This window comes from Frigoribacterium sp. CFBP 13729 (genome assembly GCF_014841875.1).
Lineage (GTDB): Bacteria > Actinomycetota > Actinomycetes > Actinomycetales > Microbacteriaceae > Frigoribacterium.
In genome coordinates, this window is the sequence record NZ_JACYUR010000002.1 from 198,457 (window position 1) to 221,709 (window position 23,253).

Sequence of the window (23,253 nt, forward strand, 5' to 3'; positions counted from 1 at the left end):
TCGTTCGCCGGATCGTGCGGCTGCGCTCGTGGGCGCGGACGAGTTGCCCCGGATGGTCGCCCCGCACGTGCGGGGGCAGCATTCTCGGGCAACTGGTCCGCTGGGCCGTGCGGGTGCGCCCGTCAGGGCGCGGGTGGGTCAGACGGCGGGGCTGCCCGCGTCGTACCAGGCGGCCAGGCGGCGGAGGCCCTCGTCGACCGAGACCCCGGGCGTCCACCGGAGGTCGTGCTGCGTGCGTCGCTGGTCGAACCAGTGCGCCGTCGAGAGCTGCTCCGCGAGGAACCGCGTCATGGGCGGCTCGTCGGCGCCGGGCCGCACGGCCCAGACGCGCTCGACGAGCGATCCCGCGACGCGAGCGAGCCCGGCGGGCACGCGGAGGCGCGGCACCGGTGCGCCGCCCGCGGCGCAGATCCCCGCCATGAGGTCGGCGACCGTGCGCGGCTCTCCGTTGGTGATCACGTAGGCGCGGCCCGAGAGGGCGTCGACCCGCTCGAGCGCGGCGGCGATGCCCGAGGCGGCGTTGTCGACGTAGGTCGAGTCGATCAGGGCGGCCCCGTGGTCGAGCAGCGGCAGCCGCCCCTGCCGGGCCCGCTCGACGATGCGCTCGACGAGCTGCGTGTCGCCGGGGCCCCAGACCAGGTGCGGGCGCACGGCGACGACGCACAGGTCGTCCGTCGCGGCGGCGAGGGCGAGCAGCTCAGCCGCGGCCTTGGTGCGGGCGTAGTCGCCGCGTGCCCGCGAGGGGGCCGCCGGAGCGGCGTCCTCGCCGACGATCGAGGCGCCTCCGTGGGCCACCGAGGGCGACGAGACGAAGACGAGGCGGGCCACGCCGGAGGCGCGCATCGCGTCGAGCAGGGAGCTCGTGCCCCCGACGTTGACCGCCTCGAAGTCGGCGGGGTCGCCGGCCAGCGAGACTTTGGCGGCCAGGTGGACCACCGCCTCCTGCCCGTCGACCGCCGCCGCGACGGCCGCGGCGTCGGTCATGGAGCCGGCGACGTCGCGCACCCCGGCGACGCCCGACGGTCGACGCTGGAATGTCGTGACCTCGTGCCCGGCCACCGTGACGGCCCGGGCGACGGCGCCGCCGAGCAGGCCGCTCGCGCCCGTGACGAGCACCCTCACGGCCGCGGCTCCCCGGCAGATGCAGCAGCTGCGGCAGGCACGGAGCCTGCGTGCACGGTCGTGCCCGTCGCGCACGGGCGGCCACGACGGCGCACCGACGACGAACCCGCCCGCCCGGCGCGCGAGGGCGCGGCGGGCGCGGGCGCGGGCGCGGCGACCACGGGCGCGGCCACGGGCGCGCTCACGGGCGGCGCATCCGTCCGCCCGACAGCACCGCCGTCGCCCACGCAGACAGGCGCGCGCGGTCGATCTTGCTGTTGTGGCGCACGTCGGTCGGCAGCTCCGGCACGACGAGCACGGCGGCGACGCGGTGGCCGACGGCGTCGAGCACGGCCGCGCGCACGTCGGCGGCGAGGTCGGCGGCCGCGAGCCCGGGGCGCCGCACGGCGGGGGACCCCTCGCAGACGACGACGACCTGCTGTGTGCCCGCCGGTCCGACGCCGACGACGGCCGCGCGGGCCACGCCGGCGAGCGACTCGACGGCCTGCTCGGCGGCGACCGGGGTCAGGGGGCCGGAGGCGGTCGTCACGACGTGCGGCAGGCGCCCCTCGACCCAGAGCCGGCCCTGCTCGTCGACGTGCCCGACGTCGCCGGTGCGGTGCCACCGACCGGACGACCCGGCCGAGGAGGCGTCGGTCCCGGCGGCAGCGCCGCCCACGCCGGTCGTGTCGCCCACGCCGCGCACGCTGGCCCGGTCGGTCAGCCACAGCCGGTCGTACCCGTGCTTGAGGTGCGGCGCCGACACGACGATCTCGCCCGTGACGCCGACGGCGTCGGAGAAGGCGTCGGAGGCGCGCCCCGCCTCGTCGAGCGGAGCGACGCGCACCTGCACGGTCGGCGCCGGGCGGCCGACGCAGACGCCGTTCGCCGACGGGTCGCTCGCGGCCTCGCGGACCTCGTCGAGCGTGACGTCGGTCATCAGCAGTCCCTCGGTCATGCCGTAGGGGGTGTGCGGCACGGCTCCCGGCATCAGGTCGCCTGCGGCGGCGAGCAGCGTCGCCGAGACGGGGGCACCGGCCGACAGGAACGTCGACACCCCGGCGAGTGCGCGGCGACCGGCGTCGTCGAGCTCGTCCGCGGTCGCGACCACGTTCGTCAGCGCGGCGGGGGAGAGGAAGACGACCGTCGCGTCGACCGCCTCGGCCGCCGCCGCGACGGCGCGGGCGGTCAGCGTGCGGGGCGAGGTGACGTCCATGTCGGGCGTCACGCTCGTCGCGCCGAGCGCGGGGCCGAGCAGGGCGAAGGGGGCGAACCCGGCGACGAGGCCGGTGCCGGGCCCGACGCCGTACCGGTCGGCGAGGGCGTCCCGCAGCGCGGTCAGCTGGCCGTGCCGGTAGACGACGCCCTTGGCGGGCCCCGTCGAGCCGGACGTGAAGAGGATCGCGGCGGGTGCCTCGGCCACGGGCGGCTCGGGCGGCTCGGCCATCGCGTCGTGCGCACGACGGCCGAGGGCGGCGATCTCGGGCAGCGAGGTCTCGACGCCGAGCGAGCGCGCCAGGACGGGCGAGAGCCGCTGGGTCGAGACGACGTGTCCCGGCCAGCCGAGCGCGCGTGCCGCGGTCAGGCCTGGCAGCTGGCCGATGACGTGGTCGGGCCAGGCGCCGCGCACGGCACGGGTGAGCCCGCGGACACCGAGCCCGGCGTCGGCGACGACGACCACGGCCCCGATCCGCACGCAGGCGTAGAGCACGGCGGTGAGGTCGGCCCCGGGCTGCACGAGCAGCGACACCCGGTCGCCCGGGCGCACGCCGTGCTTGCGGAGGCCCAGCGCGATCTCGCGGACGCGGCGGCTGAGCAGCCGCCAGCTGACCCGACGGGGGCCGGAGCCGCGGGCGGCCCCGTGCGGCACCATCTCGATCAGGGCGGCCTCGGGGCTGTCGGCCAGGGAGTCGAGGTACGACCAGAGCGGGCGGTCCTGGGCGGTGCCCGGCGCCTCCTCGGCGGTCGTCGACGCCGTGCCTGGCAGGCCTGCGGTGGTCGCCGCTGCACCTCCGCCAGTCGAGGAGGCGCGGCCGTCGCCGGACGAGGAGGTGCGGCCCGGCCCCTCGGGGAACCGGTCGCCCAGCCAGGTCAGCACGGCGGCCGCGTAGTCGACGTCCTCGGCGATCATGTGGCCGGCGCCCTCGAAGCGGTGCACGTCGGCGTGCGGGAGGCGGTCGGCGAGGTCGTCGAGGTAGCGGTCGCCGAAGATCGGGTCGCGCGGGCCCCAGAGCATCAGGCTCGGCACGGCGAGGTCGCGCAGGGAGGCGGCGATCCGGTCGAGCTCGGCGCGGCTCGGGTGCTGCTGGTCGACGGGGATGTCGGCCACGAACCCGCCGACGCCGCCACGGCGCGCAGCCGACAGGTAGGGGGCGCGGTAACCGGCACGGACGGTGTCCGTGAGCCGCGGGTGGGCGAGCCCGAGCGTCACGTCGATGAACCCGGTCGTCGCGACCGTCGCGCGTCCCAGGACGCCGCGGGCGAGCGTCAGGCGGAGGGGCGCCGGGATCGGCTCGTCGGCGGGCTGGTGGATCGCCGTGTTGAGCATCGTCACCGCGGCGAGCTGGCCGGGGTGGTCGACCGCCCAGCCCATCGAGACGACGCCGCCCCAGTCGTGGCCGAGCGTGACGACGGGGCCCTCGAGGCCGAGCTCGGCGGTGAGCGCGGCGAGGTCGGCGACCCGCTGAGGCAGGCCCCGCTCGACGCCGGTCCGCTCCGAGAAGCCCATGTCGAGCTGGTCGACGGCGACGACGCGCCACGCGGGCCGGCCGGACGCGGCGGCCTCGGTCGCCTGGGCCACGAGACGACGCCAGAGGTACGACCACGTCGGGTTGCCGTGCACGCAGAGCACGGTGCCGACGGGCTCCGCCCCGAGTGCCTCGAGGGAGGCGGCGTTGTCGAGGAGGTGCCACGTGCGCTCGACGCGCTCGGCGCCTCCTGCAGGCACGGTCACCAGCCGCGACCACGACGGGTCGAGGCCGTCGAGCCCGGCCGGGGGGAGCGTCGCGGGCGACGTCGCCCGCGCGGCCGAGGGCAGGCGACTCACCAGGCGAGCTCCATCATCGCGGTGTTGATGCCCGAGCCGACGCCCATCAGCAGCACGCGGTCGCCCTTGGAGAGGGTGCGCGACTCCTCGACGAGGGTGATCGGGATCGACGCCGGGCCGACGTTGCCGAGGGTGGGGTAGGTGAGCGGGACGCGCTTGCGGTCGATGCCCGCGGCCTTGACGAAGGCGCCGGTGTGCACGTCGCTGACCTGGTGCATGATGTAGCGGTCCATGCGCTGCCAGTTCCAGTCGCGGGCCGCCTCCTTCCAGGCCGAGACGACGAGCTCCATGCCGCGCTTGAGCAGGGCCTTCGCGTCGGTGAACATGCCGTCGACGCTGCCGACGCAGAGGTCGTAGTTCTCGGTCGCCGCGCGCGTGACGCCGCCGAGGATGCGGTGCCCCTCGGGGTGGCGGTCGGCACGGCCGATCACGGCCGCCGCGGCGCCGGAGCCCAGCGTCAGGCTCGCGAACTCGCTCATGAAGTCGTCGCGCTCGTAGCCCTTGGTCAGGAGGCGGTCGATGGTGTTGACCTGGACGTCGTCCGCGTCCTCGCCGTCGATGATCACGGCGTAGTCGATCTGGCCGGCGTCGATCAGCTGCGCGGCGAGCGTCATGCCGTTGACGAAGCCGAGGCAGGCGTTCGCGATGTCGAAGTTCGTGGCCGACGAGGGCAGGCCGAGGCCGTGGTGCAGCCGGACGGCCACCGAGGGCTCGAGGTGCGGCCGCGTCACGGAGGTGTTGATGAGCAGGCCGACCTGGTCGGGCCGGACGCCGGCCTCGGCCAGCGCTCGCTTGCCGGCGTCGATCGCGGCCTCGTCGAAGCTCTGGCCCTCGGCCCAGTTGCGGCGCTCCTCGACGCCGGCGACGCGCTGCAGCAGGCCCGTGGGCAGCTTGAGGCGCTTGAGCACCGGGCGGAGCTTATCGTCGATGCTGGCGGAGGTGGTCACGCGGGTCGCCATGGTGCTCGCGACGCTGAGCAGCGCGACGTTGCGGTGGCGCGTGGTGGCGTTGCCGGCCCCGACCGCGGGGACCGCGGCGCCGTCGTCCCGTGCGGCCGCGGAGGCGGCACCGGCCTCGCGCTCGGCAGCGTCGGCCTCGAGGGTCGCGGCGTCGGCTCCGAAGAAGGCGGCGTCGGTGGGCGCCGCGCCGGTCGTGGCGTGTCCTGTCAACGGGACTCCCTGTCGAATTGTCTCGGGCGTGTGCACCGGCTCGGGCGACGAACGGTGGTCGTCGGCAGCCGGGAGATCGTGAGCACCGGTCGGGTGCATCGGTCGAGTTTACGGCGCAGTTCTCTGTGCGGTTGCCAGGATCGCGGGGCACGAACATGCCCTCGCGAGCATGTCTCGAGGGTCGGAGAGGTGTCAGCTGTCCGGGTCGCGCGGCAGCCGGACGATGCGGCGACGACCGCCGAGGGTCCACCAGACGACGTCGACGACGGCCCAGACGGTCACCGCGACGGCCAGCACGAGCAGGACGACGGCCACGACGGTGAGGCTGCCGCCCCCGACGAGCAGGCTCGTGAGGATGCTGGCGGCCAGCAGACCGGCAGAGACGACGGTCACGATCGGCCGCACGAGGCCGCCGTCCTTCGTCAGCAGCCAGTTCGGGACGTCGGGGTCGACGCGCACCTGCCTGGTCCTCACGATGGCCTCCTGGGTCGTGCCGCGCGGCGGCGTGCCGTGTCGCCGTCCGGGCGACCCGGTCGAGGATACGTCCTCCCTAGACTCGGACCATGAGCGAACTCCGCCGCCCCTGGTTCACGCTGACGAAGACCGGCACCGTCCTGCCTCCCGTCTTCGAGATCGTCCTCGGCGTGCTCGGGCTCGTCGTGCAGCTGCTGACCCTCACCTCCGGCGGGCCGGTCGAGACGATCACGCTCATCGTGTCCCTCGTCGCCGTGCTGCTGATCGCGCAGGGCGTCGCGGACCTCGTCTGGTGGTCCCGGGGCGACCGGCGGGCGCGCGCGCAGGCCGACGCCTCCTAGGCGAGCCTGGTCGGCGCGCCGTCCGACGCGGGCCTGCTGCGGAGTCGGTGGGTCGCGAGGAGCACCAGCACGACGACGCCGACCCCGATCACCGTGTCCGCCCCGCGGGCCGCGATCAGGGCCCCCACGTCGACGGGCGCGCCGCCGATGGCGGGCATGCCGAGCGCCATCGGCGTGATGAACACGAGCGCCAGGCCGTAGTTCCGCGCGACGACGAGCTCGGTCCCGAACTGGAGCACCCCGAAGGCGACGACGAGCGCGACGGCGCTCGGCTGCCAGACCAGCAGCAGGGCGGCGAGGCCCAGCCCCACGACCGTGCCGAGGAGGCGGTGGCCGGCTCGCAGCAGCTGGCCCGACGTCGCGCGGCCCACGACGGGCACCACGGCGGAGACCATCGCCCAGTACGGGTTCTGCAGCCCGAGTCCGACGCTGAGGAGACCGGCCGCGAGCGAGGCCACCAGGCAGACGCCGGCGTGCAGGAGGGCGCGGCGCAGGTCGACGGCGACGACCGGACGCCCGACGGCCCGGGCGCCGGGCTCGGCGAGGGCCCGCCTGCCGGAGCGGCGCACCAGGCCGACGAGCGAGGTCGCGAGGGCGAGCAGCACGCTCAGCGACGAGACGACCGCCGCGACCCCGACGCTCGACGGCACCGCCGGCACGAAGGCGCAGACGCCGAGCCCGAAGACCGGGAAGAGGGGGCCGGGCGGGTTCCAGTCGCGCACGTCCGCGACCACGGAGGCCGCCCCCGCCACGAGCGCCACGACCGGCACCAGCGCCACGGCGGGCAGCTGCGCCGCCGAGAGCGCCGTGCCGAGCACGACGACCACGACGAGCAGCGCGCCCGCCTCGAGCTGCATGCCGAGGCGCTGCACGCGACCGAGCCCGCGGCCGAACGCCGAGGCGAACGCGCCGAAAGTCGCGTAGGGCGCCCACTCGGCGTGCCCGATCGCGACGAGCACGGCGAGCGGCAGCACGACCGAGACGGCCACGCGGAGGGCGGGCAGGTGGGCGCCGTCGTGCGGCCCGACGCGCAGCAGGTCGCGGGGCCGGGGGAAGAGGCTGCCGGAGGCGGCGGCGGGCGGGCGGGACGGCACGGTCGAGAGGTCCTCTCGTCGGGAGCGCACGTCGTCGGGTGCTGCGGGGCTGGGGGTGCGGGGTGAGGGGTGAGGGCTGAGGCCGGCACGGGGAAGGCCCCGCCCCGCCGAGGGGCGGGACGGGGCCGGGGGAGCCGCCTGTCGGATTCGAACCGACGACCTTCGCTTTACAAGAGCACTGCGCTACCGGACTGCGCCAAGGCGGCGGGCGGGACCATCTTACCGACCCGACGTCGGACGGGCGACGGGCAGGTGAGGAGGGCAGCGAGCACGCGCTGGGGCGCGGCTGGCGGCCTGCACGCCACGCAGGATTGGCGCAGACCCGGCGCAAGTGGTGAAGTAGGAGCTGCAGCGACCCGCGCGGTCGCGCCCGGTCGTCCCGGGCACCGACCACGAGGAGCTCCCATGACCAACGTCCTGACCGCCATCGGCTCGATCATCCTGCTGCTCGCGAGCTTCGCGCTGTTCGCGTACTCGTTCGGGCAGGACGAGCCCAACGCCTTCGTCTTCTTCGCGGGCATCGTGCTCATGACCGGCTCGTTCTGGCTGCCGATCACCGTCGTGGGGCAGAGCCGCAAGTCCTGGTAGACGCAGGCTGGTAGGCCCAGGCTGCTCGCCGAGGTCTACGCCTCGACGGTCGCCGAGCCCGGTGCGCTGACGAAGCGCCCGGGCTCGAGCAGCTTGCGGGGCTTCTCGTCGCGCTCGGTCCGCCCGCCGACGTAGAGCCAGCCGAGCAGCTTCTCGTGCGGCGCCAGCCCGTGGGCCCTGTGCACCGCCTCGTGGCGGGTGTCGGTGCCGGTGCGCCAGAACACGCCCCAGCCCTCGTCGTCGAGCACGAGCGACAGCAGGTGGGCGACGCCCGAGGCGACGCTCGCCTGTTCCCACTCGGGCACCTTGCGGCTCTCGACGGGCGACAGCACGACCGCGAGGACGAGCGGCGCCCGCAGGGCCTTCTGCTCGAGCTTCTCGGCCGACTTGCCGTCGGCACCGCTCGCCTCGGCGAGCCCTCGACCGATCAGCAGCCGGTCGTCGCCGCGCAGCTCGATCAGCCGCCACGGCCGCAGCGACGAGTGGTCGGCCACCGTCGCGGCCGCCTGCACGAGCTCGAGCAGCTGCTCGTGCCCGGGCGCCTCGTCGGTCACCTTCGAGCGGGACCGTCGCCGGCGGGCAGCGTCGGCGACGGCGCCCATCAGGCCTGGGCCTGGTCGCCGGCCGAGGTGCCCTCGGCCTTGAAGTCGAGCGAGATCGAGTTCATGCAGTAGCGGTCGCCGGTCGGGGTGCCGAAGCCGTCGGGGAACACGTGGCCGAGGTGCGACCCGCAGGTCGCGCAGCGGACCTCGGTGCGGACCATGCCGAGCGAGTCGTCCTCGATCAGCTGCACGGCATCGGGGTCGACCGACTCGTAGAAGCTCGGCCAGCCGCAGCCGCTGTCGAACTTGGTGCCGCTCTTGAAGAGCTCGGCGCCGCAGGCGGCGCAGGCGTAGACGCCGGCACGGCTCTCGTCGAGCAGCTCACCCGTCCACGGGCGCTCGGTCGCCGCCTGGCGGAGCACCTGGTATGCCTGGGGGTCGAGCTCACGACGCCACTCTTCGTCGGACTTCTCGACCTGGTACGACACGGGCTCGTTCGCCATGGTGCACTCCTCTGCGTCAGGGGGGACTCGCAGGCGTCAGGGCCTGCTCGTCGGGGACTCTCCATTGAACACCGCGCCGCCGACGCCCATTCCGCGCCGCCGCCTCCTCGGGGCTGCCTCCCAGGGGTGCGAGACTCGGCCGGTGACCCCGCCGCCGACCCTCTCCGACCGCTTCGCCGCCTACGCGGACGCCGTCCTGCTCGAGGGGTCGCCGACCTGGGGGGCCGCGGCCCGAGGCGTCGCCGCCGACGCCGAGGTGCTCGCGCTGGTCGAGCGAGCCGAGGAGGCGCGGCGCCAGCCGGTGCTGGTGCTCGCCGTCGCGAGGTGGCTGGGCGCGCCCCTCGGCCCCTGGCCCGAGCTGCGGCGCTGGCTGCTCGACCACCCCGACCGGTTCCTCGACGAGCTCGGCCGGCGGCTCACGCAGACCAACGACGTGCGGCGCACCAGCCCCGTGTCGCTCGCCCTGGCTCGGGTGGAGGGGCCGGTGGCCCTGCTCGAGGTCGGCGCCTCGGCCGGCCTCGGCCTGCTGCCCGACCGCTACGGGCACCGCGCGGGCGACGTCCGCTGGGGCGCCCCGGACAGCTCCGTCCAGCTCGACGTCGTCGTGCACGGCGACCTCGGCGAGGTGCGGCTGCCCGAGGTCGTCTGGCGCGCGGGCCTCGACCTGGACCCGCTCGACGTGCGTTCCGCGGGGGACGTGGGCTGGCTCGAGGCGCTGCTCCCGCCCGGGGCGACGGGGCGGGCCGCCTTGCTGGCGCAGGCTGTCTCCGTGGCCGCCGCCGCGCCTCCTCGGGTCGAGCGGGGCGACGCCGTCGACGACCTCGTGCGGCTCGCGGCCGAGGCGCCCCGGGACGCGACCCTCGTCGTCGTCTCGACCGGCACGCTCGTCTACCTGCCCGGACGCCGTCGACAGGAGTTCGTCGACCTGGTGGGCGGCCTGGGCGCGCGGTGGATCTCGTACGAGCGGCGGGGCCTGCTGCACGACGTGCCGGTCGTGCTGCCCGACGGTGTGCCCGTCGACGAGGCCTTCGCCGTGCTCGCCCTCGACGGACGTGCGCTGGCGGTGGGGGACGCCCACGGCACCCGCCTGTGGACGACCGGCTGACGGCTGGGAGCGGACCGGCCGAACCGCCCCGCGCCTCCCCGGCTGCTCCGCCGCCCGCCCCTAAGCTGGCCGGGACCGAGAGGGCGGGGCAGTGAGCGACGAGGGCAGCGGCAGCGGGGACGTGCGCACGAGCGCGCTGTCCGAGCGCGACCGTGCCCTGCTCGACTTCGAGCAGCGTGCCCCTTCCTCGCCCGGACAGAAGGAGGCGGCGGTGCGGCGCGAGCTCGGCCTCACGACCGCGCGCTATCAGCAGATGCTCGGCTCCCTCCTCGACAGGCCTGCTGCACTTGCCTACTCGCCCATGCTCGTGGGGAGGCTCCTGCGACTGCGTGAGGAGCGCTCCCGGGCGAGGGCCGCCCGCTCGTTCGGGCCGACCGACCGCTGACCCACACGGAAGACCGACACCACACCATGGCGAAACACCCCCGCGACCGATTCGACGAGGTGCCCGGCGACCTGCACAGGGTCGGGGCCCACCGAGCCGTGGCACGGCGAGGTCGCGGCTGGGTCGTCTTCGCGTGGTGCGCCCTCGCGGTCGGCGTCCTCGTCGGCGCGGGCGTCGTGTACCTCGGCGTCGCGAACGACAGCTTCCAGTTCGTCTCTCCGACCTCCGACGAGACGGCCGAGGCCGGGTCCGGGACGCCGGCCGACGACGCGACGGACGGGACCGCCTCCCCGGCGACGCCGGCCGAGACCGTCGCCCCCGCCGACCCGGCGTCCGTCGACCCGGACGTCACCACGATCACCGTGCTCAACGGCACCACGACGAGCGGGCTCGCGAGCCGGGCGTCGCTGGCCCTCGCCGAGACCGGCTGGACCGTGGCCGGCCAGGGCAACGCCGACGGCACCGTGCCCTCGACGATCGTCTACTACGCCGACGCGGCCGACGAGGCCGTGGCCCGCGGCGTGGCCCGCGACCTCGGCGCGACCAGGGTCGAGCTGAGCGACGCGTTCCCCGACTCGTCGGTGACCGCGGTGCTCGGGGCGGACTACGCGCCCTGAGGCGCGCCTCCTCGTTGCCGTCCCGTTGCGGTCGTGTTGCCGCCCCGTTGCGGAACGTGTGAATTCGTCACTTCCGACGGGTTAACCCTGCGCCGAGGCCTTCTGCGGGCCTGTGCGCCCTGGCTAGCATCTGGTCCCGGCACTGGCACCACCGCACGCGCCGCACCAGAGCACAGCAAGGGGAACGACACCATGGCACAGGGCACCGTCAAGTGGTTCAACGCGGAGAAGGGCTACGGCTTCATCACCGTGACGGACGGCGGACAGGACGTCTTCGTCCACTACTCCGCCATCGACATGAACGGCTACAAGGTCCTCGAGGAGGGCCAGGCGGTCGTCTTCGAGGTCGGCACGGGCGACAAGGGGCCGCAGGCGGAGAGCGTCCGCCTGGCCTGACCCCTCCCGGGCGTCGTGAGGTGCGGGGCTCACTTGCACTCCATAGGTGAGAGTGCCAGAATCGTCCCTGGCACTCGCCGTTGGTGAGTGCCAATGCTTCTGCTTCATGACGTCCGGGAGGGACGAGGAAACACATGGCTAAGATCATTGCTTTTGACGAAGAGGCCCGTCGTGGCCTCGAGCGCGGCCTGAACATCCTGGCCGACGCGGTGAAGGTCACGCTCGGCCCGCGCGGCCGCAACGTCGTGCTCGAGAAGAAGTGGGGCGCCCCCACCATCACGAACGACGGCGTCTCCATCGCCAAGGAGATCGAGCTCGACGACCCGTTCGAGAAGATCGGTGCCGAGCTCGTCAAGGAGGTCGCCAAGAAGACGGACGACGTCGCCGGCGACGGCACCACCACCGCCACCGTGCTCGCCCAGGCGCTCGTCCGTGAGGGCCTCCGCAACGTCGCCGCAGGCGCCGACCCCATCTCGCTGAAGCGCGGCATCGAGAAGGCCGCCGCCGCCGTCTCGGCCCAGCTCCTCGCCGACGCGAAGGACATCGAGACCAAGGAGCAGATCGCGGCCACGGCCTCGATCTCCGCTGCCGACCCCACCATCGGCGCGCTCATCGCCGAGGCCATCGACAAGGTCGGCAAGGAGGGCGTCGTCACCGTCGAGGAGTCGAACACCTTCGGCACCGAGCTCGAGCTGACCGAGGGCATGCGCTTCGACAAGGGCTACCTGTCGCAGTACTTCGTGACCGACCCCGAGCGCCAGGAGGCCGTCTTCGAGGACGCCTACGTGCTCATCGTCAACTCGAAGATCTCGAACATCAAGGACCTCCTCCCCGTCGTCGACAAGGTGATCCAGAGCGGCAAGCAGCTGCTCATCATCGCCGAGGACGTCGACGGCGAGGCGCTGGCGACCCTGGTCGTCAACAAGATCCGCGGCATCTTCAAGTCGGTCGCCGTCAAGGCCCCCGGCTTCGGCGACCGTCGCAAGGCCCAGCTGCAGGACATCGCCATCCTCACCGGTGGCCAGGTCATCGCCGAGGAGGTCGGCCTCAAGCTCGAGAACGCGACCCTCGACCTGCTCGGCCGTGCTCGCAAGGTCGTCATCACCAAGGACGAGACGACCATCGTCGAGGGCGCCGGCGACCCCGAGCAGATCGCGGGCCGCGTCCGTCAGATCCGCTCCGAGATCGAGGCGACCGACAGCGACTACGACCGCGAGAAGCTCCAGGAGCGCCTCGCCAAGCTCGCCGGCGGCGTCGCCGTCATCAAGGCCGGCGCGGCAACGGAGGTCGAGCTCAAGGAGCGCAAGCACCGCATCGAGGACGCCGTCCGCAACGCGAAGGCAGCCGTCGAGGAGGGCATCGTCGCCGGTGGTGGCGTCGCCCTCATCCAGGCCGGCAAGACCGCTCTCGCCGAGCTGCACCTCGAGGGCGACGAGGCGACCGGCGCGAACATCGTGCGCGTCGCCATCGACGCTCCGCTGAAGCAGATCGCCTTCAACGCAGGCATGGAGCCCGGCGTCGTCGCCGACAAGGTCCGCAGCCTTCCCGTCGGACACGGCCTCAACGCCGCGACCGGCGAGTACGTCGACATGATCGCCGCCGGCATCATCGACCCGGCCAAGGTGACCCGCTCTGCCCTGCAGAACGCCGCCTCCATCGCTGGTCTGTTCCTGACCACCGAGGCCGTCGTCGCCGACAAGCCCGAGCGCAACCCGGCCCCGGCCGGCGACCCCTCGGGCGGCATGGACTTCTAGTCCGCGACCGCACCAGTCACACCGCAAGGGCGGCTCTCCTCCGGGGGAGCCGCCCTTCGGCGTGAGTGCGGGTGCGTGCGTGTGCTCGTGGGGGTGCTCTTCCGCACATGCCGACCAGACGGTGTCGTCGCGCGTCGCAATCGAGGGAAAAGCCGCTGATGGAGGAGTTCAGGTCGGCATCTGCGCGCTAGGAGCCTTCACGTGCGCGTGAGCCGCAGAACCCGACCGCAGCGCGCTCGAAGGCCCTTGGATACCCGGATTCTCCGCTGCAGCAGGCTCGCCGGTCGGCATGTGCAGCATGCCCGTGGTTCGAGAGTGATCTGCGTGCAGCCTTGGCCTCCGTGCAGGAGGCGCGGGGCCGGCAGTACGGATCGCGCGGATCACGGGTGGGGCGCTCGAGGGGGGAGGAGCCGCGGCTGCGCCGCACCTTCTCGGGGGCGTGGGGTCGCAAGCCGAGAGTGATCCGCGCGGCACGAGTCTGCGCGACAGGCCTCGGCGGTTCCCGGAAGACGGATCACGCGCGAATTGCGGGCCTGAGACCCCGGGTTCGACTAGGAGGCGGGCGTCGCGGGCGTCATCTCAGCGCCAGCGCCAGCGCCAGCACCGGCGTTGGCGCCCGCGCCGACCGCAGCGCCAGCCCCAGACCCAGCGCCGCCAGCCTCGGGGAACAGCGGCAGCGCGACGCGGAACGTCGCACCGCCTCCGGGGGTGTCGAAGACGTCGACGCTGCCGCCGTGCGCCGACACGATGCCGGACACGATGGCCAGGCCGAGGCCCGAGCCGCCCGTGTCGCGGGTCCGCGACGAATCGGCACGCCAGAAGCGCTGGAAGATCTTCTCGCGGATCTGCGGCGGGATGCCCTCGCCGTGGTCGACGATGTCGATCGTCGCGACGCCGCGGCCCGGGTCGGACTGCACGGCGAGCTCGATCGGGCTGTCGTGTTCCGTGAAACGCATGGCGTTGCCCATCAAGTTCGTGATCACCTGGCGCAGCTTGTTCTCCTCGCCGAGCACCACGGCCGGCGCCTGCGGGCCGTGGCCCGACAGGTCGCCCGCCTGCCCGTCGTCCACGGGATCGCCCGCCCTGACGGCACGGGCCCGCAGGCCACGGAGGCGCGCGAGGGTGGCACCCGCGAACGAGATCGCCCCCGTCGACCCGGGCGGCACGGCGACCGCGTCGTCCGGCACGGCCGACAGGTCGGCCGCGGGCACCTCCTCGGCCCCGTCGCTGACGACCGGGTCGTGCACCACGACGGCGATGTCGCGGTCCGGGTTGGACGCCATCGTGTCGAGGGCCGAGTCGCGGGCGATGGCGACCAGGTCGACCGGGCCGAGCTCCAGCGGCTTCGACTCGTCGAGACGGGCGAGCGCGAGGAGGTCCTGCACGAGGACGCCCATCCGGATCGCCTCCTTCTCGATGCGGTCCATGGCCTGGGCGACGTCCTCCGGCTTGGTCAGCGCGCCCATCCGGTAGAGCTCGGCGTAGCCGCGCAGGCTGACGAGCGGGGTGCGGAGCTCGTGGCTGGCGTCGCCGACGAAGCGCCGCATCTGGTCGATGGTCCGTGACCGGTCGTCGAAGGCCGAGTCGATCCGGCTCAGCATCGTGTTCAGCGACCGGTTCAGCCTGCCGACCTCGGTGTTGGGCGTCGTCGAGTCGAGTCGCTGGCTGAAGTCGCCGTCGGCGAAGCGGGCGGCCGTGGCCTCGACGTCGCGCAGGGGAGTGAAGGTCGACGTGACGAGCAGTCGGGTCAGGGCGGCGCCGAGCACGATGACCGAGACGCCGAAGCCCAGGAAGATGCCGCTGAAGCGGCCGATGACGGCGTTGGTGCTGGCGAGGTTGGTGCCGGTGACGATCGTGGCGTCGATCTGCTCGACGACCCCGGTCGTCTGGTCGCGCTGCGTCAGGGTCTTGTCGAACGCGTAGATGCGCCACTGCTGGTCGTGGTCGGAGTTGTAGACGCTCATCGGCTCGGCCGTGGTGCCGGCCTTCGGCAGGTCGACGGCCGAGAGGTCGGGCCCCGTGCCGCCCTGCAGCTCGTCGGCGTTGTCGCAGATGCGCGTGCCGTCCTCACGGAAGAGCGCCACGAAGCTGCTGCTCGTCGCCCCGAAGGTGACGGTGCACGACTGGGCGTTCGTCGCGCTCGGCGATGCACCCGTGAAGCTCTCGGCCGCCGACTTGAGCGACAGGTCGACCTGGCCGTAGAGGTACGTGCTGAGCACCGTCATCGTGCCGAGGCCCGCCACGAGCAGACCGAGGGTCACCAAGGTGACCGTGATCCCGGTGATCTTGGTGCGGATGGAGATCTCGTTCCACCACTGCGACAGGCGTTCGTGCATGAGAAGCGAAGATACCGGTGGCGCCTGGGAGCCGAGGCTCCCGGGCGCCACCGGTGATCGTTGCGCGTCAGGCCTTGGCGGCCTTGAGCATGTAGCCGAAGCCGCGCTTCGTCTGGATGATCGGCTCGGCCGAGAACTGGTCGAGCTTGCGGCGCAGGTACGAGATGTAGCTCTCGACGATGCCGGCGTCGCCGTTGAAGTCGTACTCCCACACGTGGTCGAGGATCTGGGCCTTCGACAGCACGCGGTTGGGGTTCAGCATGAGGTAGCGGAGCAGCTTGAACTCGGTGGGGCTGAGCTCGATCGCGGTCTCGCCGATGGTGACCTCGTGGGTGTCCTGGTCCATGGTGAGCTCGCCGGCGCGGATGATCGCGTCCTCGTCCTCGTTCATGGTGCGGCGGAGGATCGCCTTGATCCGGGCGACGATCTCGTCGAGGCTGAACGGCTTCGTCACGTAGTCGTCGCCGCCGACGGTGAGGCCCGTGATCTTGTCCTCGGTGTCGTCCTTCGCCGTGAGGAACAGGATCGGCGACGTGTAGCCCGACGAGCGGAGGCGCTTGGTGACGCCGAACCCGTTCATGTCGGGGAGCATCACGTCGAGGATGATCAGGTCGGGCTCTTCTTCGAGGACCGCGGAGATCGCCTGCGCACCGTTGCCGACCGCTCGCACGGCGAAGCCGGCGAACCGGAGGCTGGTGGTCAGCAGGTCGCGGATGTTGGGCTCGTCATCGACGATGAGAATCTTGGGGCCGTCGCTCATGGCCCCAGTATCTGTCCGCGCCCTCGGTGTTGCCTGTGAGTCATGAGTGCGCCGACCGCGTGCGAGCAGCGAGCGCGCCGTCAGCGAGCCGTCAGTCGACCGTCAGCGACCCGCGTCGTCCCACTCGGTGTTCGGCACGAGCGCGATGCGCGTCGTGAGCTCGAGCAGCTCGTCCGGCACCGCGAGCGTGAAGGCGACGCCGTCGCGCTGCTCGAGCACGGCCGTGTAGCCGGAGGCGCGGGCGATCTCCCATCCCGGGAACCGCTCGACCGGGGCGGTGACGACCCGCGCCTCCTCGGCGTCGTCCAGCTCGCCGAGCGCGCTGAGGCCCGCGTAGAGGTGGTCGACGACGGGGGAGCCCGCGAGCAGGTCGCTGCGCTCGAGGACCTCGGGGTCGCGGGTCCAGGTCACGACGCTCAGGCTCGCGCCGGCGTGCAGGCCGCCCTGCACCTCGTACGTGCGCTCGACCGAGACGACGACCGTGTCGTCCCACGGCGCGGTGCGCGAGCGCTGGCCCCGGTACTCGACGGCCTCGTGGTCGAGGGAGGCGACCAGCGGCCCGAAGGCCGCCCACGGCGACTGGTCGGCCAGGAACACGCGGCGCAGGCCGTCGCGCCAGAGCTCGTCGTCGCCGAGGGGGACGTCGCCGGGCCCGAGGTCGGGCCCGCTCACGCGGCCAGCACCGGGGAGTCGAGGATCGTGTAGCTGTAGCCCTGCTCGGCGAGGAACCGCTGACGGTTCTGCGCGAAGTCCTGGTCGACCGTGTCGCGGCTGACGAGCGTGTAGAACGACGCGGGCAGGCCCGACTTCTTCGGCCGCAGCAGGCGCCCGAGCCGCTGCGCCTCCTCTTGCCGCGAGCCGAACGAGCCGCTGACCTGGACCGCGACCGTCGCCTCCGGCAGGTCCACCGAGAAGTTGGCCACCTTCGAGACGACCAGCACCTTGATCTCGCCCGTGCGGAAGGCCTGGAACAGGCGCTCGCGCTCGTCGATCGGCGTCGCGCCCGTCAGGGTCGGGGCGTCGAGCACCTCGGCGAGCTGGTCGAGCTGGTCGAGGTACTGGCCGATCACGAGGATCTGCTCGCCCTCGTGCCGCTCGACGAGGTGCTTGACCACGTCGAGCTTGGCCGGCGCCGTGGCCGCGAGTCGGTAGCGCTCGTCGTCGGGGGCGGCCGCGTACTCGAGCCTGTCCTGCTGCGGCAGGTCGACCCGGACCTCGAAGCAGCTCGCGGGCGAGATGTAGCCCTGCGCCTCGATCTCCTTCCAGGGGGCGTCGAAGCGCTTGGGCCCGATCAGGCTGAACACGTCGCCCTCGCGGCCGTCCTCGCGCACGAGGGTGGCGGTGAGGCCGAGGCGGCGCCGCGCCTGCAGCTCGGCGGTGAGCTTGAAGACGGGGGCAGGCAGGAGGTGCACCTCGTCGTAGACGACGAGGCCCCAGTCGAGGGCGTCCAGCAGCGACAGGTGCGTGTACTTGCCCGCTCGGCGGGCGGTGAGGATCTGGTAGGTCGCGATGGTGACCGGCTTGACCTCCTTGACGGAGCCCGAGTACTCGCCGATCTCGTCCTCGGTCAGGGAGGTGCGTTTCAGAAGCTCGTCGCGCCACTGCCGTGCGCTCACCGTGTTCGTGACGAGGATCAGCGTGGTCGTGCCCGCGGCGGCCATCGCCCCGGCGCCCACGAGCGTCTTGCCGGCGCCGCAGGGAAGCACGACCACGCCCGAGCCGCCCGAGAAGAACTCGTCGATCGCCTGCTGCTGGTAGCCGCGCAGCTGCCAGTCGGTCTGGTCGAGCTCGATGGCGTGCGGGGTGCCGGGCGTGTAGCCGGCGTGGTCCTCGGCGGGCCAGCCGAGCTTGACCAGCTGCTGCTTGATCTCGCCGCGAGCCCAGGGGAGGAGCTCCCACACGGTGTCGCTCCGCCGGATGCCGAGCAGCTCGCCGATCTTCTTGACGCGCGTGACCTCGCGCAGCACGGCGTCGTCGGTGCCGCGCAGCACGAGGGTCTCGCCGTCGCGCTCGATCACGATGCGCCCGTAGCGGGCGACCGTCTCGGCCACGTCGACCGTGACGCTCTGCGGCACGGGGAACTTGCTGTACTTCTCGAGCGTGCCGAGCATGTCGTCGGCGGTGTGGCCCGCGGCGCGCGCGTTCCAGAGGCCGAGGCGCGTGATGCGGTACGTGTGCACGTGCTCGGGGGCGCGCTCGAGCTCGGCGAACACGCTCAGGTCGTGGCGCGCGTCCTCAGCCTGAGGGTGCGCCACCTCGAGCAGGACGGTGCGGTCGCTCTGCACGATCAGGGGGCCGGTCATGAGGGTGGAGTCTAGGCGCGACCTGCCGTGAGGCGGCCGGGGGCGGTCAGGCCGAGCTCGACACCGAGACGACGTGCGAGAGCGGCAGCGTGCGCTCGACGTCCGACTTCTTGTCGCGTCCGCGCACGCGTCCGCCGCCGACGCCCGTGGGCTCCATCTCGAGCTGGCTCGTGCTGCCGTCGGGCATCGCGATGGCGATCGTGACGGTCAGGCGACCCTTGACCGCGGCGTCGAGCTGGCGGGTGATCCAGGCGCGGTCGGTGGTCTCGCTGCTGGCCTCGCTGCCCGCGGTGAGCCGCTCGACCATGTCGCGCACCGCGTCCCGCGGCGGCACGGGCGTCGGCCGGTGCAGGCGGCGTCGCGCCGGCGGGGTCGCCTCGCCGCCGTCGTCGACCACGACGACCGGGTACCGCTCGTCGCTGAGGGCCCAGAAGACGGTGTCGCGGTCGAACGTCGTCGCGACGCGCCCGGCGTCCACCCGCTGCAGCGCCAGGGGCGCGAGGGCGTGGTCGACCTCGAGCGTGTCGACGCTCGCCCGCTCGTCGGAGCTGACGACCGTGACCGCTCCGGCAGGCAGGTCGGCGCTGCCTACCACGCGCTCGACCCGGTACCGGCCGTGCCGCTCGGCGGACTGCTGGAGGAGGTAGTCGAGCGGCTGCGGGACGCCGGTGAGGCTGATCCCCTCGAGGAACGACCGCAGGCTGTCGGCCGTCTCGCCGGCGGTGAGGGCGCGCTGGATGCCGCCCTCGGTGATGCGGTAGGTGGCGGCGAGGCCCGCGCTCTCGACGTCGGCGATGACCCGGAGGCGGGCGTCCAGCCCCGGGGCCAGCGGGCCGGGCGCGACGACGGTGAGGTCGTGCTGCAGGTAGACCTGCTCGATGGCGTCGGGCAGCAGGTCGGCCACGCGGGCCCGGGCCGCCTCCGGCCCCTCGCGCAGCAGCGAGATGGCCGCGCGGGTCGGGGCCTGGCCGCTCGTCAGCCCGAGCAGCTCGGCCGCCCGGGCGAAGACCGCGAGGCGCTCGGGGATCCACGCGTCGCCGGCCGGGTAGGCCCAGCGCGCGTACTCGGACAGCGGCTCGCCCCACGAGGTCTCGACGCGCTCGTGCAGCACCGCGAGGATCTCGGCCGGCAGCGAGGCGAGCCACGCGCGGGTCAGCGACTCCCAGCGGTCGGGCCACGAGGAAGCGAGCCAGGCGGCCGCCTCCTGCGTGCTCGCGACGCCCTCGGGGCCGGCGGCGGCGAGGCCGGCGCGGGAGGCGATGGCCACGACCGTCGGGACGTCGTCGACGTCGAGACGGGCGGCCTCGGCCAGGCGCCGCACCTCGGGCAGGGCGAGCCCGCCCTTGGCCAGCTCGCGGGCCGGCGACCGGTCGAGCGCGCGGAGGATCTCGGCGACCTCGATCACGACGGCGTAGAGACGTTCGGCCGATCGGGCGTCGGTGGCGTCGCGGTCGACGTCGGCCACGGCCTCGAGCACGACGGGCGGGTGCTCGGCGCCCAGCCGGCCGGGCGAGAGCGCCGGGTCGTCGTCGAGCCGGTCGCCGACGCCGTCGAGGGTGCTGACGCTCGCGGTCGGCCCGTCGCCCCGGCGCACGACGAGGAACAGCTCGACGAGGTGGTCGACCGCGACGGCGACGGCGCCCCGACCGATGTCGAAGACCGCGTCGAGGCGGCCGACGAGGGCGTCGAGGTCGCCCGGCGTGCGGGCGGCGTGCAGCACGAGCAGCTCGGTGCGGTCGAGGTGCGACAGCGCGTCGCGCACCGACGAGGGGTCGAGCAGCGTGTCGGCGAGGTCGAAGGCGTCGTTCACCGAGGAGGCGCGGAGCAGCCTGGCGGAGAGCAGCCGGACGAGGTCGTCGGGCGCGGAGGAGCGGAGCACGCCCGCGAGGTCGAGTGCACTGGACATGGGCATGGCCTCCTGGTGGTGAGCAGCGCGGTGCTGCGTCTACCGTGTGGTGTCGCGACTCGCCCTGCTGCGACGGACGACCCCGACCACCACCGACGCGATGATGAGCAGGATCGCGAGCGGCAGCCCGATCAAGGGGAGGACCGTGACCATCGGCCACGCCCCGCCCGAGTAGTCGTCGACGCCGACGACCTGGCCCACGAGCCGCGCGACGAACGCGGCGATCGAGAGCCCGACGATCGTGACCATCATGACGATCAGCACGCGTTCAGTACGATGGACGCCCTGAGGTGCGTTCTGCTCGTTCTTGTCTGCCACCTCCACAGGATAGTGGCTGACCGCCGGGCAGGGCGGTCCCGCACCTCGCGTCCTGGCTCAGGACGCACCCCCACACCACGAGGAGTCACATCGTGCCCACCGGCAAGGTCAAGTTCTACGACGACGAGAAGGGCTTCGGCTTCATCAGCAGCGATGACGGCCAAGAGGTCTTCCTCCACGCGTCCGCGCTGCCCGCCGGCACCGTCGGCGTCAAGGCGGGCACCCGCCTCGAGTACGGCATCGCCGACGGCAAGCGCGGCGCGCAGGCGCTCTCCGTGCGCGTGCTGGAGGCCGCCCCGAGCCTCGTCAAGCGCAGCCGACGCAGCGCCGACGACATGGCCGTCATCGTCGAGGACCTCGTGAAGGTGCTCGACCAGGCCGGCGGCGACCTGCGCCACGGCCGCTACCCGCAGAACGGCGCCAAGCTCGCCGTGCTGCTGCGCACCGTCGCGGACCAGTTCGATGCCTGACGCCGCCTCGACGCCTGACGCCGCCTCGACGCCCGACGCCGCCGCGGCGCCCGAGGTCGCCGTGACCGACGGGCCCCGCACGTCGCCCTTCGCCGGGCTGGCCCGCACCGCCCTGCTCGAGATCACCCCCGACGAGACGATCGGCGCCGAGGCGCCTCCGGTCGACGAGGTCGACGGCGTCGTCTCCGTCCGCTTCGCGACCCTGCTGCCCGGCTACCCCGGCTGGTTCTGGACGGTCAGCGTCGCCCAGGTCGAGGGCTCCGAGCCCACCGTCCTCGAGGTCGAGCTGCTGCCCGGCGACCACGCCCTGATCGCGCCCGACTGGGTGCCGTGGGCCGACCGCCTCGCCGAGATGAAGGCGCAGGAGGCGGGCGACGCGGACGCCGACGCCGACGACGACGAGTCGGACGACGACGACGACGACGAGGACGACTCGGACGACGACGACTCCGACGAGGACGAGGACTCAGACGAGGACGACGACTCCGACGAGGACGACGGCCCCCGGCCCGTCCACGGCGGCGACGTCGACGGCGTCGACATCGACGACCTGGACGACGAGGACGGCGACGACTCGGAGGGCGACGACGACACGGACGACGAGGACTCGGACGACGACGACGAGCCCGTCGTTCCGGCCGCGCACCCCGAGGCGGACGCCGACGACGACTCGCACGACGGCGACTGGGACGGCGAGGACGAGGACCCGCTGCCTCGTCGACGCCGCTGACCTGCGCGACGCGGCCCGCGCCTCCTCGGCTCGGTCCTGCTGACGCCCGGCGCTGCTGACGCACGGAGGCCCCGACACCTGGTGGTGTCGGGGCCTCTCGCGTGCCGGGGCGGTGCCTAGAGGGCGCCGACCACGTGCTCGATCGAGCGGATCAGCTGGCGCACGTCGTCGGGCTCGATGGCCGTGAAGGTGGCGACCCGCAGCTGGTTGCGGCCGAGCTTGCGGTACGGCTCGGTGTCGACGATGCCGTTCGCGCGGAGGGTCGCGGCGATCGCGGCGGCGTCGATCGACTCGGCGAAGTCGATCGTCGCGACCACCTGCGAGCGGTGCGTCGGGTCGACGACGAAGGGCGTCGCGTACTCGGAGGCGGTGGCCCAGTCGTAGAGCGCCGACGACGACTCGCGCGTGCGGGCGTCGGCCCACGAGAGGCCGCCGTTCTCGAGCATCCAGCGGGTCTGGTCCTCGAGCAGCAGCAGCGTCGTGAGGGCCGGGGTGTTGAGCGTCTGGTCGAGCCGGGAGTTGTCGACGGCGTTCTTCAGGCTGAGGAACTCGGGGATGTACCGACCGCTCGCGGCGATCCGCTCGATCCGCTCGATCGCCGCGGGCGACATCAGCGCGAACCAGAGGCCGCCGTCGGAGGCGAAGTTCTTCTGCGGCGCGAAGTAGTAGACGTCGGCCTGCGAGGCGTCGAAGTCGATGCCGCCCGCGGCGCTCGTGGCGTCGACGACGGTGAGGGCGCCGGGGTCGCCGGCGACGCGGGTGACCGGGGCCATGACGCCGGTCGAGGTCTCGTTGTGCGGCCAGGCGTAGACGTCGACTCCCTCGACGACCTCGATCTCGCTGCGCGAGCCGCCCTCCGCGGTGCGGACGACGGGTGCCTCGAGCCAGGGGGCGGCGACCGCCTTCGCGAACTTGGAGCCGAACTCGCCGAACGACAGGTTCTCGGCGCGCTTCTCGACGAGACCGAACGCGGCGGCGTCCCAGAACGCCGTCGACCCGCCGTTGCCGAGCACGACCTCGTAGCCGTCGGGCAGGCGGAAGAGGTCGGCCAGGTCGGCACGGACGCGGCCGACGAGCTGCTTCACGGGGGGCTGGCGGTGCGAGGTGCCGAGGATGGTCGCACCGGCGGTGACGAGGTGCTCGAGCTGGGCGCCCCGGATCTTGGACGGGCCGCAGCCGAAGCGCCCGTCGCGGGGGAGGAGGTCAGTGGGAATCGAGAGGTCCGCCATGGCACGATCCTAGTGACGCGGCACGGGCGGCCTCGCGCAGCCGGTAAGCTGACGAGGTAGTCCACGCGTTCCACCGGGAGGCCCCT

The 23,253-nt window shown here is 73.4% G+C and carries 23 protein-coding genes and 1 tRNA gene; 9 read left to right on the forward strand and 15 right to left on the reverse strand.

The genetic code is table 11. The annotated features are described in order from the left end of the window. Positions 1-138 precede the first annotated feature (138 nt). From IFT77_RS07370 to IFT77_RS07385, 4 genes are all read right to left on the reverse strand, one after another. Complete coding sequence (locus tag IFT77_RS07370; RefSeq protein WP_192169638.1) at positions 139-1,122, reverse strand: NAD-dependent epimerase/dehydratase family protein; 984 nt, start codon at positions 1,120-1,122, stop codon at positions 139-141. 181 nt (positions 1,123-1,303) lie between these two features. Continuing rightward, complete coding sequence (locus IFT77_RS07375; protein ID WP_192169916.1) at positions 1,304-4,138, reverse strand: alpha/beta fold hydrolase; 2,835 nt, start codon at positions 4,136-4,138, stop codon at positions 1,304-1,306. Positions 4,139-4,143: 5 nt separating this feature from the next. Continuing rightward, positions 4,144-5,106, reverse strand: coding sequence for a 3-oxoacyl-ACP synthase III (locus IFT77_RS07380; RefSeq protein WP_192169915.1), 963 nt, complete (start codon positions 5,104-5,106; stop codon positions 4,144-4,146). A gap of 402 nt (positions 5,107-5,508) precedes the next feature. After that, entirely contained in the window at positions 5,509-5,790 is a 282-nt protein-coding gene (locus IFT77_RS07385) for a hypothetical protein (protein ID WP_192040909.1), read from the reverse strand. 89 nt (positions 5,791-5,879) lie between these two features. Here IFT77_RS07385 and IFT77_RS07390 point away from each other — a divergent pair, with 89 nt between their 5' ends. Beyond that, positions 5,880-6,131, forward strand: a complete 252-nt coding sequence (locus tag IFT77_RS07390; RefSeq protein ID WP_192040910.1) for a hypothetical protein — start codon at positions 5,880-5,882, stop codon at positions 6,129-6,131. Here the strand turns inward: IFT77_RS07390 and IFT77_RS17325 are convergent. Further along, the gene (locus IFT77_RS17325; RefSeq protein ID WP_192040911.1) at positions 6,128-7,225 is read right to left on the reverse strand and encodes an FUSC family protein; all 1,098 of its coding nucleotides are present in this window, start codon (positions 7,223-7,225) and stop codon (positions 6,128-6,130) included. The two genes, IFT77_RS07390 and IFT77_RS17325, sit on opposite strands and share 4 nt — an antisense overlap. Before the next feature lie 132 nt (positions 7,226-7,357). After that, positions 7,358-7,431, reverse strand: a tRNA-Thr gene (locus tag IFT77_RS07400). A 199-nt stretch (positions 7,432-7,630) separates the two neighbouring features. On the opposite strand from IFT77_RS07400, the gene IFT77_RS07405 reads away from it, so the two are divergent. Beyond that, positions 7,631-7,813 (forward strand): hypothetical protein, encoded by a 183-nt coding sequence (locus tag IFT77_RS07405; protein ID WP_123547894.1) that lies wholly within the window; start codon positions 7,631-7,633, stop codon positions 7,811-7,813. Positions 7,814-7,848: 35 nt separating this feature from the next. On the opposite strand, the gene IFT77_RS07410 is transcribed toward IFT77_RS07405, so the two are convergent. Beyond that, positions 7,849-8,415, reverse strand: coding sequence for a nitroreductase family protein (locus IFT77_RS07410; RefSeq protein WP_192169639.1), 567 nt, complete (start codon positions 8,413-8,415; stop codon positions 7,849-7,851). Further along, positions 8,415-8,843, reverse strand: a complete 429-nt coding sequence (gene msrB / locus IFT77_RS07415; protein WP_192169917.1) for a peptide-methionine (R)-S-oxide reductase MsrB — start codon at positions 8,841-8,843, stop codon at positions 8,415-8,417. The genes IFT77_RS07410 and msrB overlap by 1 nt, the downstream gene beginning before the upstream one ends. Positions 8,844-9,000: 157 nt before the next feature. On the opposite strand from msrB, the gene IFT77_RS07420 reads away from it, so the two are divergent. The 5 genes from IFT77_RS07420 to groL all read left to right on the forward strand — a co-directional run bounded on the left by IFT77_RS07420 (position 9,001) and on the right by groL (position 13,115). Then, positions 9,001-9,963: a DUF2332 domain-containing protein gene (locus IFT77_RS07420; protein ID WP_192169640.1), complete on the forward strand. Its 963-nt coding sequence runs from the start codon at positions 9,001-9,003 to the stop codon at positions 9,961-9,963. 91 nt (positions 9,964-10,054) lie between these two features. Then, positions 10,055-10,348 carry a DUF3263 domain-containing protein gene (locus IFT77_RS07425; protein ID WP_192169641.1) on the forward strand — a complete coding sequence of 98 codons (294 nt, stop codon included), beginning with the start codon at positions 10,055-10,057 and terminating at the stop codon, positions 10,346-10,348. A gap of 26 nt (positions 10,349-10,374) precedes the next feature. After that, positions 10,375-10,965 (forward strand): LytR C-terminal domain-containing protein, encoded by a 591-nt coding sequence (locus IFT77_RS07430; RefSeq protein WP_192169642.1) that lies wholly within the window; start codon positions 10,375-10,377, stop codon positions 10,963-10,965. Between the two features lie 192 nt (positions 10,966-11,157). Next, positions 11,158-11,361 carry a cold-shock protein gene (locus IFT77_RS07435; protein WP_123547899.1) on the forward strand — a complete coding sequence of 68 codons (204 nt, stop codon included), beginning with the start codon at positions 11,158-11,160 and terminating at the stop codon, positions 11,359-11,361. A gap of 134 nt (positions 11,362-11,495) precedes the next feature. After that, the gene (gene groL, locus IFT77_RS07440) at positions 11,496-13,115 is read left to right on the forward strand and encodes a chaperonin GroEL (protein ID WP_192040916.1); all 1,620 of its coding nucleotides are present in this window, start codon (positions 11,496-11,498) and stop codon (positions 13,113-13,115) included. A 551-nt stretch (positions 13,116-13,666) separates the two neighbouring features. Here the strand turns inward: groL and IFT77_RS07445 are convergent. The 6 genes from IFT77_RS07445 to IFT77_RS07470 form a co-directional block, all read right to left on the reverse strand. Further along, positions 13,667-15,451 (reverse strand): HAMP domain-containing sensor histidine kinase, encoded by a 1,785-nt coding sequence (locus IFT77_RS07445; RefSeq protein ID WP_192040917.1) that lies wholly within the window; start codon positions 15,449-15,451, stop codon positions 13,667-13,669. 67 nt (positions 15,452-15,518) lie between these two features. After that, positions 15,519-16,211, reverse strand: coding sequence for a response regulator transcription factor (locus tag IFT77_RS07450; protein WP_123355366.1), 693 nt, complete (start codon positions 16,209-16,211; stop codon positions 15,519-15,521). A 102-nt stretch (positions 16,212-16,313) separates the two neighbouring features. Beyond that, the gene (locus IFT77_RS07455; protein ID WP_192040918.1) at positions 16,314-16,883 is read right to left on the reverse strand and encodes a hypothetical protein; all 570 of its coding nucleotides are present in this window, start codon (positions 16,881-16,883) and stop codon (positions 16,314-16,316) included. Beyond that, positions 16,880-18,514, reverse strand: coding sequence for a DNA repair helicase XPB (locus IFT77_RS07460; protein ID WP_192169643.1), 1,635 nt, complete (start codon positions 18,512-18,514; stop codon positions 16,880-16,882). Before IFT77_RS07460 ends, IFT77_RS07455 begins: the two co-directional genes overlap by 4 nt. Before the next feature lie 46 nt (positions 18,515-18,560). Next, positions 18,561-20,420, reverse strand: a complete 1,860-nt coding sequence (locus IFT77_RS07465; RefSeq protein WP_192169644.1) for a helicase-associated domain-containing protein — start codon at positions 20,418-20,420, stop codon at positions 18,561-18,563. A gap of 39 nt (positions 20,421-20,459) precedes the next feature. Further along, on the reverse strand, positions 20,460-20,738 hold the full coding sequence (locus IFT77_RS07470) for a hypothetical protein (protein WP_192040920.1): 279 nt from the start codon (positions 20,736-20,738) through the stop codon (positions 20,460-20,462). A 92-nt stretch (positions 20,739-20,830) separates the two neighbouring features. Between IFT77_RS07470 and IFT77_RS07475 the strand changes: the two genes are divergently transcribed. Next, positions 20,831-21,208, forward strand: coding sequence for a cold-shock protein (locus IFT77_RS07475; RefSeq protein ID WP_123547905.1), 378 nt, complete (start codon positions 20,831-20,833; stop codon positions 21,206-21,208). Continuing rightward, a complete protein-coding gene (locus tag IFT77_RS07480) occupies positions 21,201-21,938 on the forward strand; it encodes a DUF3027 domain-containing protein (protein WP_192169645.1) in 738 nt (245 codons plus the stop codon). The genes IFT77_RS07475 and IFT77_RS07480 overlap by 8 nt, the downstream gene beginning before the upstream one ends. A gap of 116 nt (positions 21,939-22,054) precedes the next feature. On the opposite strand, the gene serC is transcribed toward IFT77_RS07480, so the two are convergent. After that, positions 22,055-23,167, reverse strand: coding sequence for a phosphoserine transaminase (serC, locus tag IFT77_RS07485; RefSeq protein WP_192040922.1), 1,113 nt, complete (start codon positions 23,165-23,167; stop codon positions 22,055-22,057). Between the last annotated feature and the right edge of the window lie 86 nt (positions 23,168-23,253).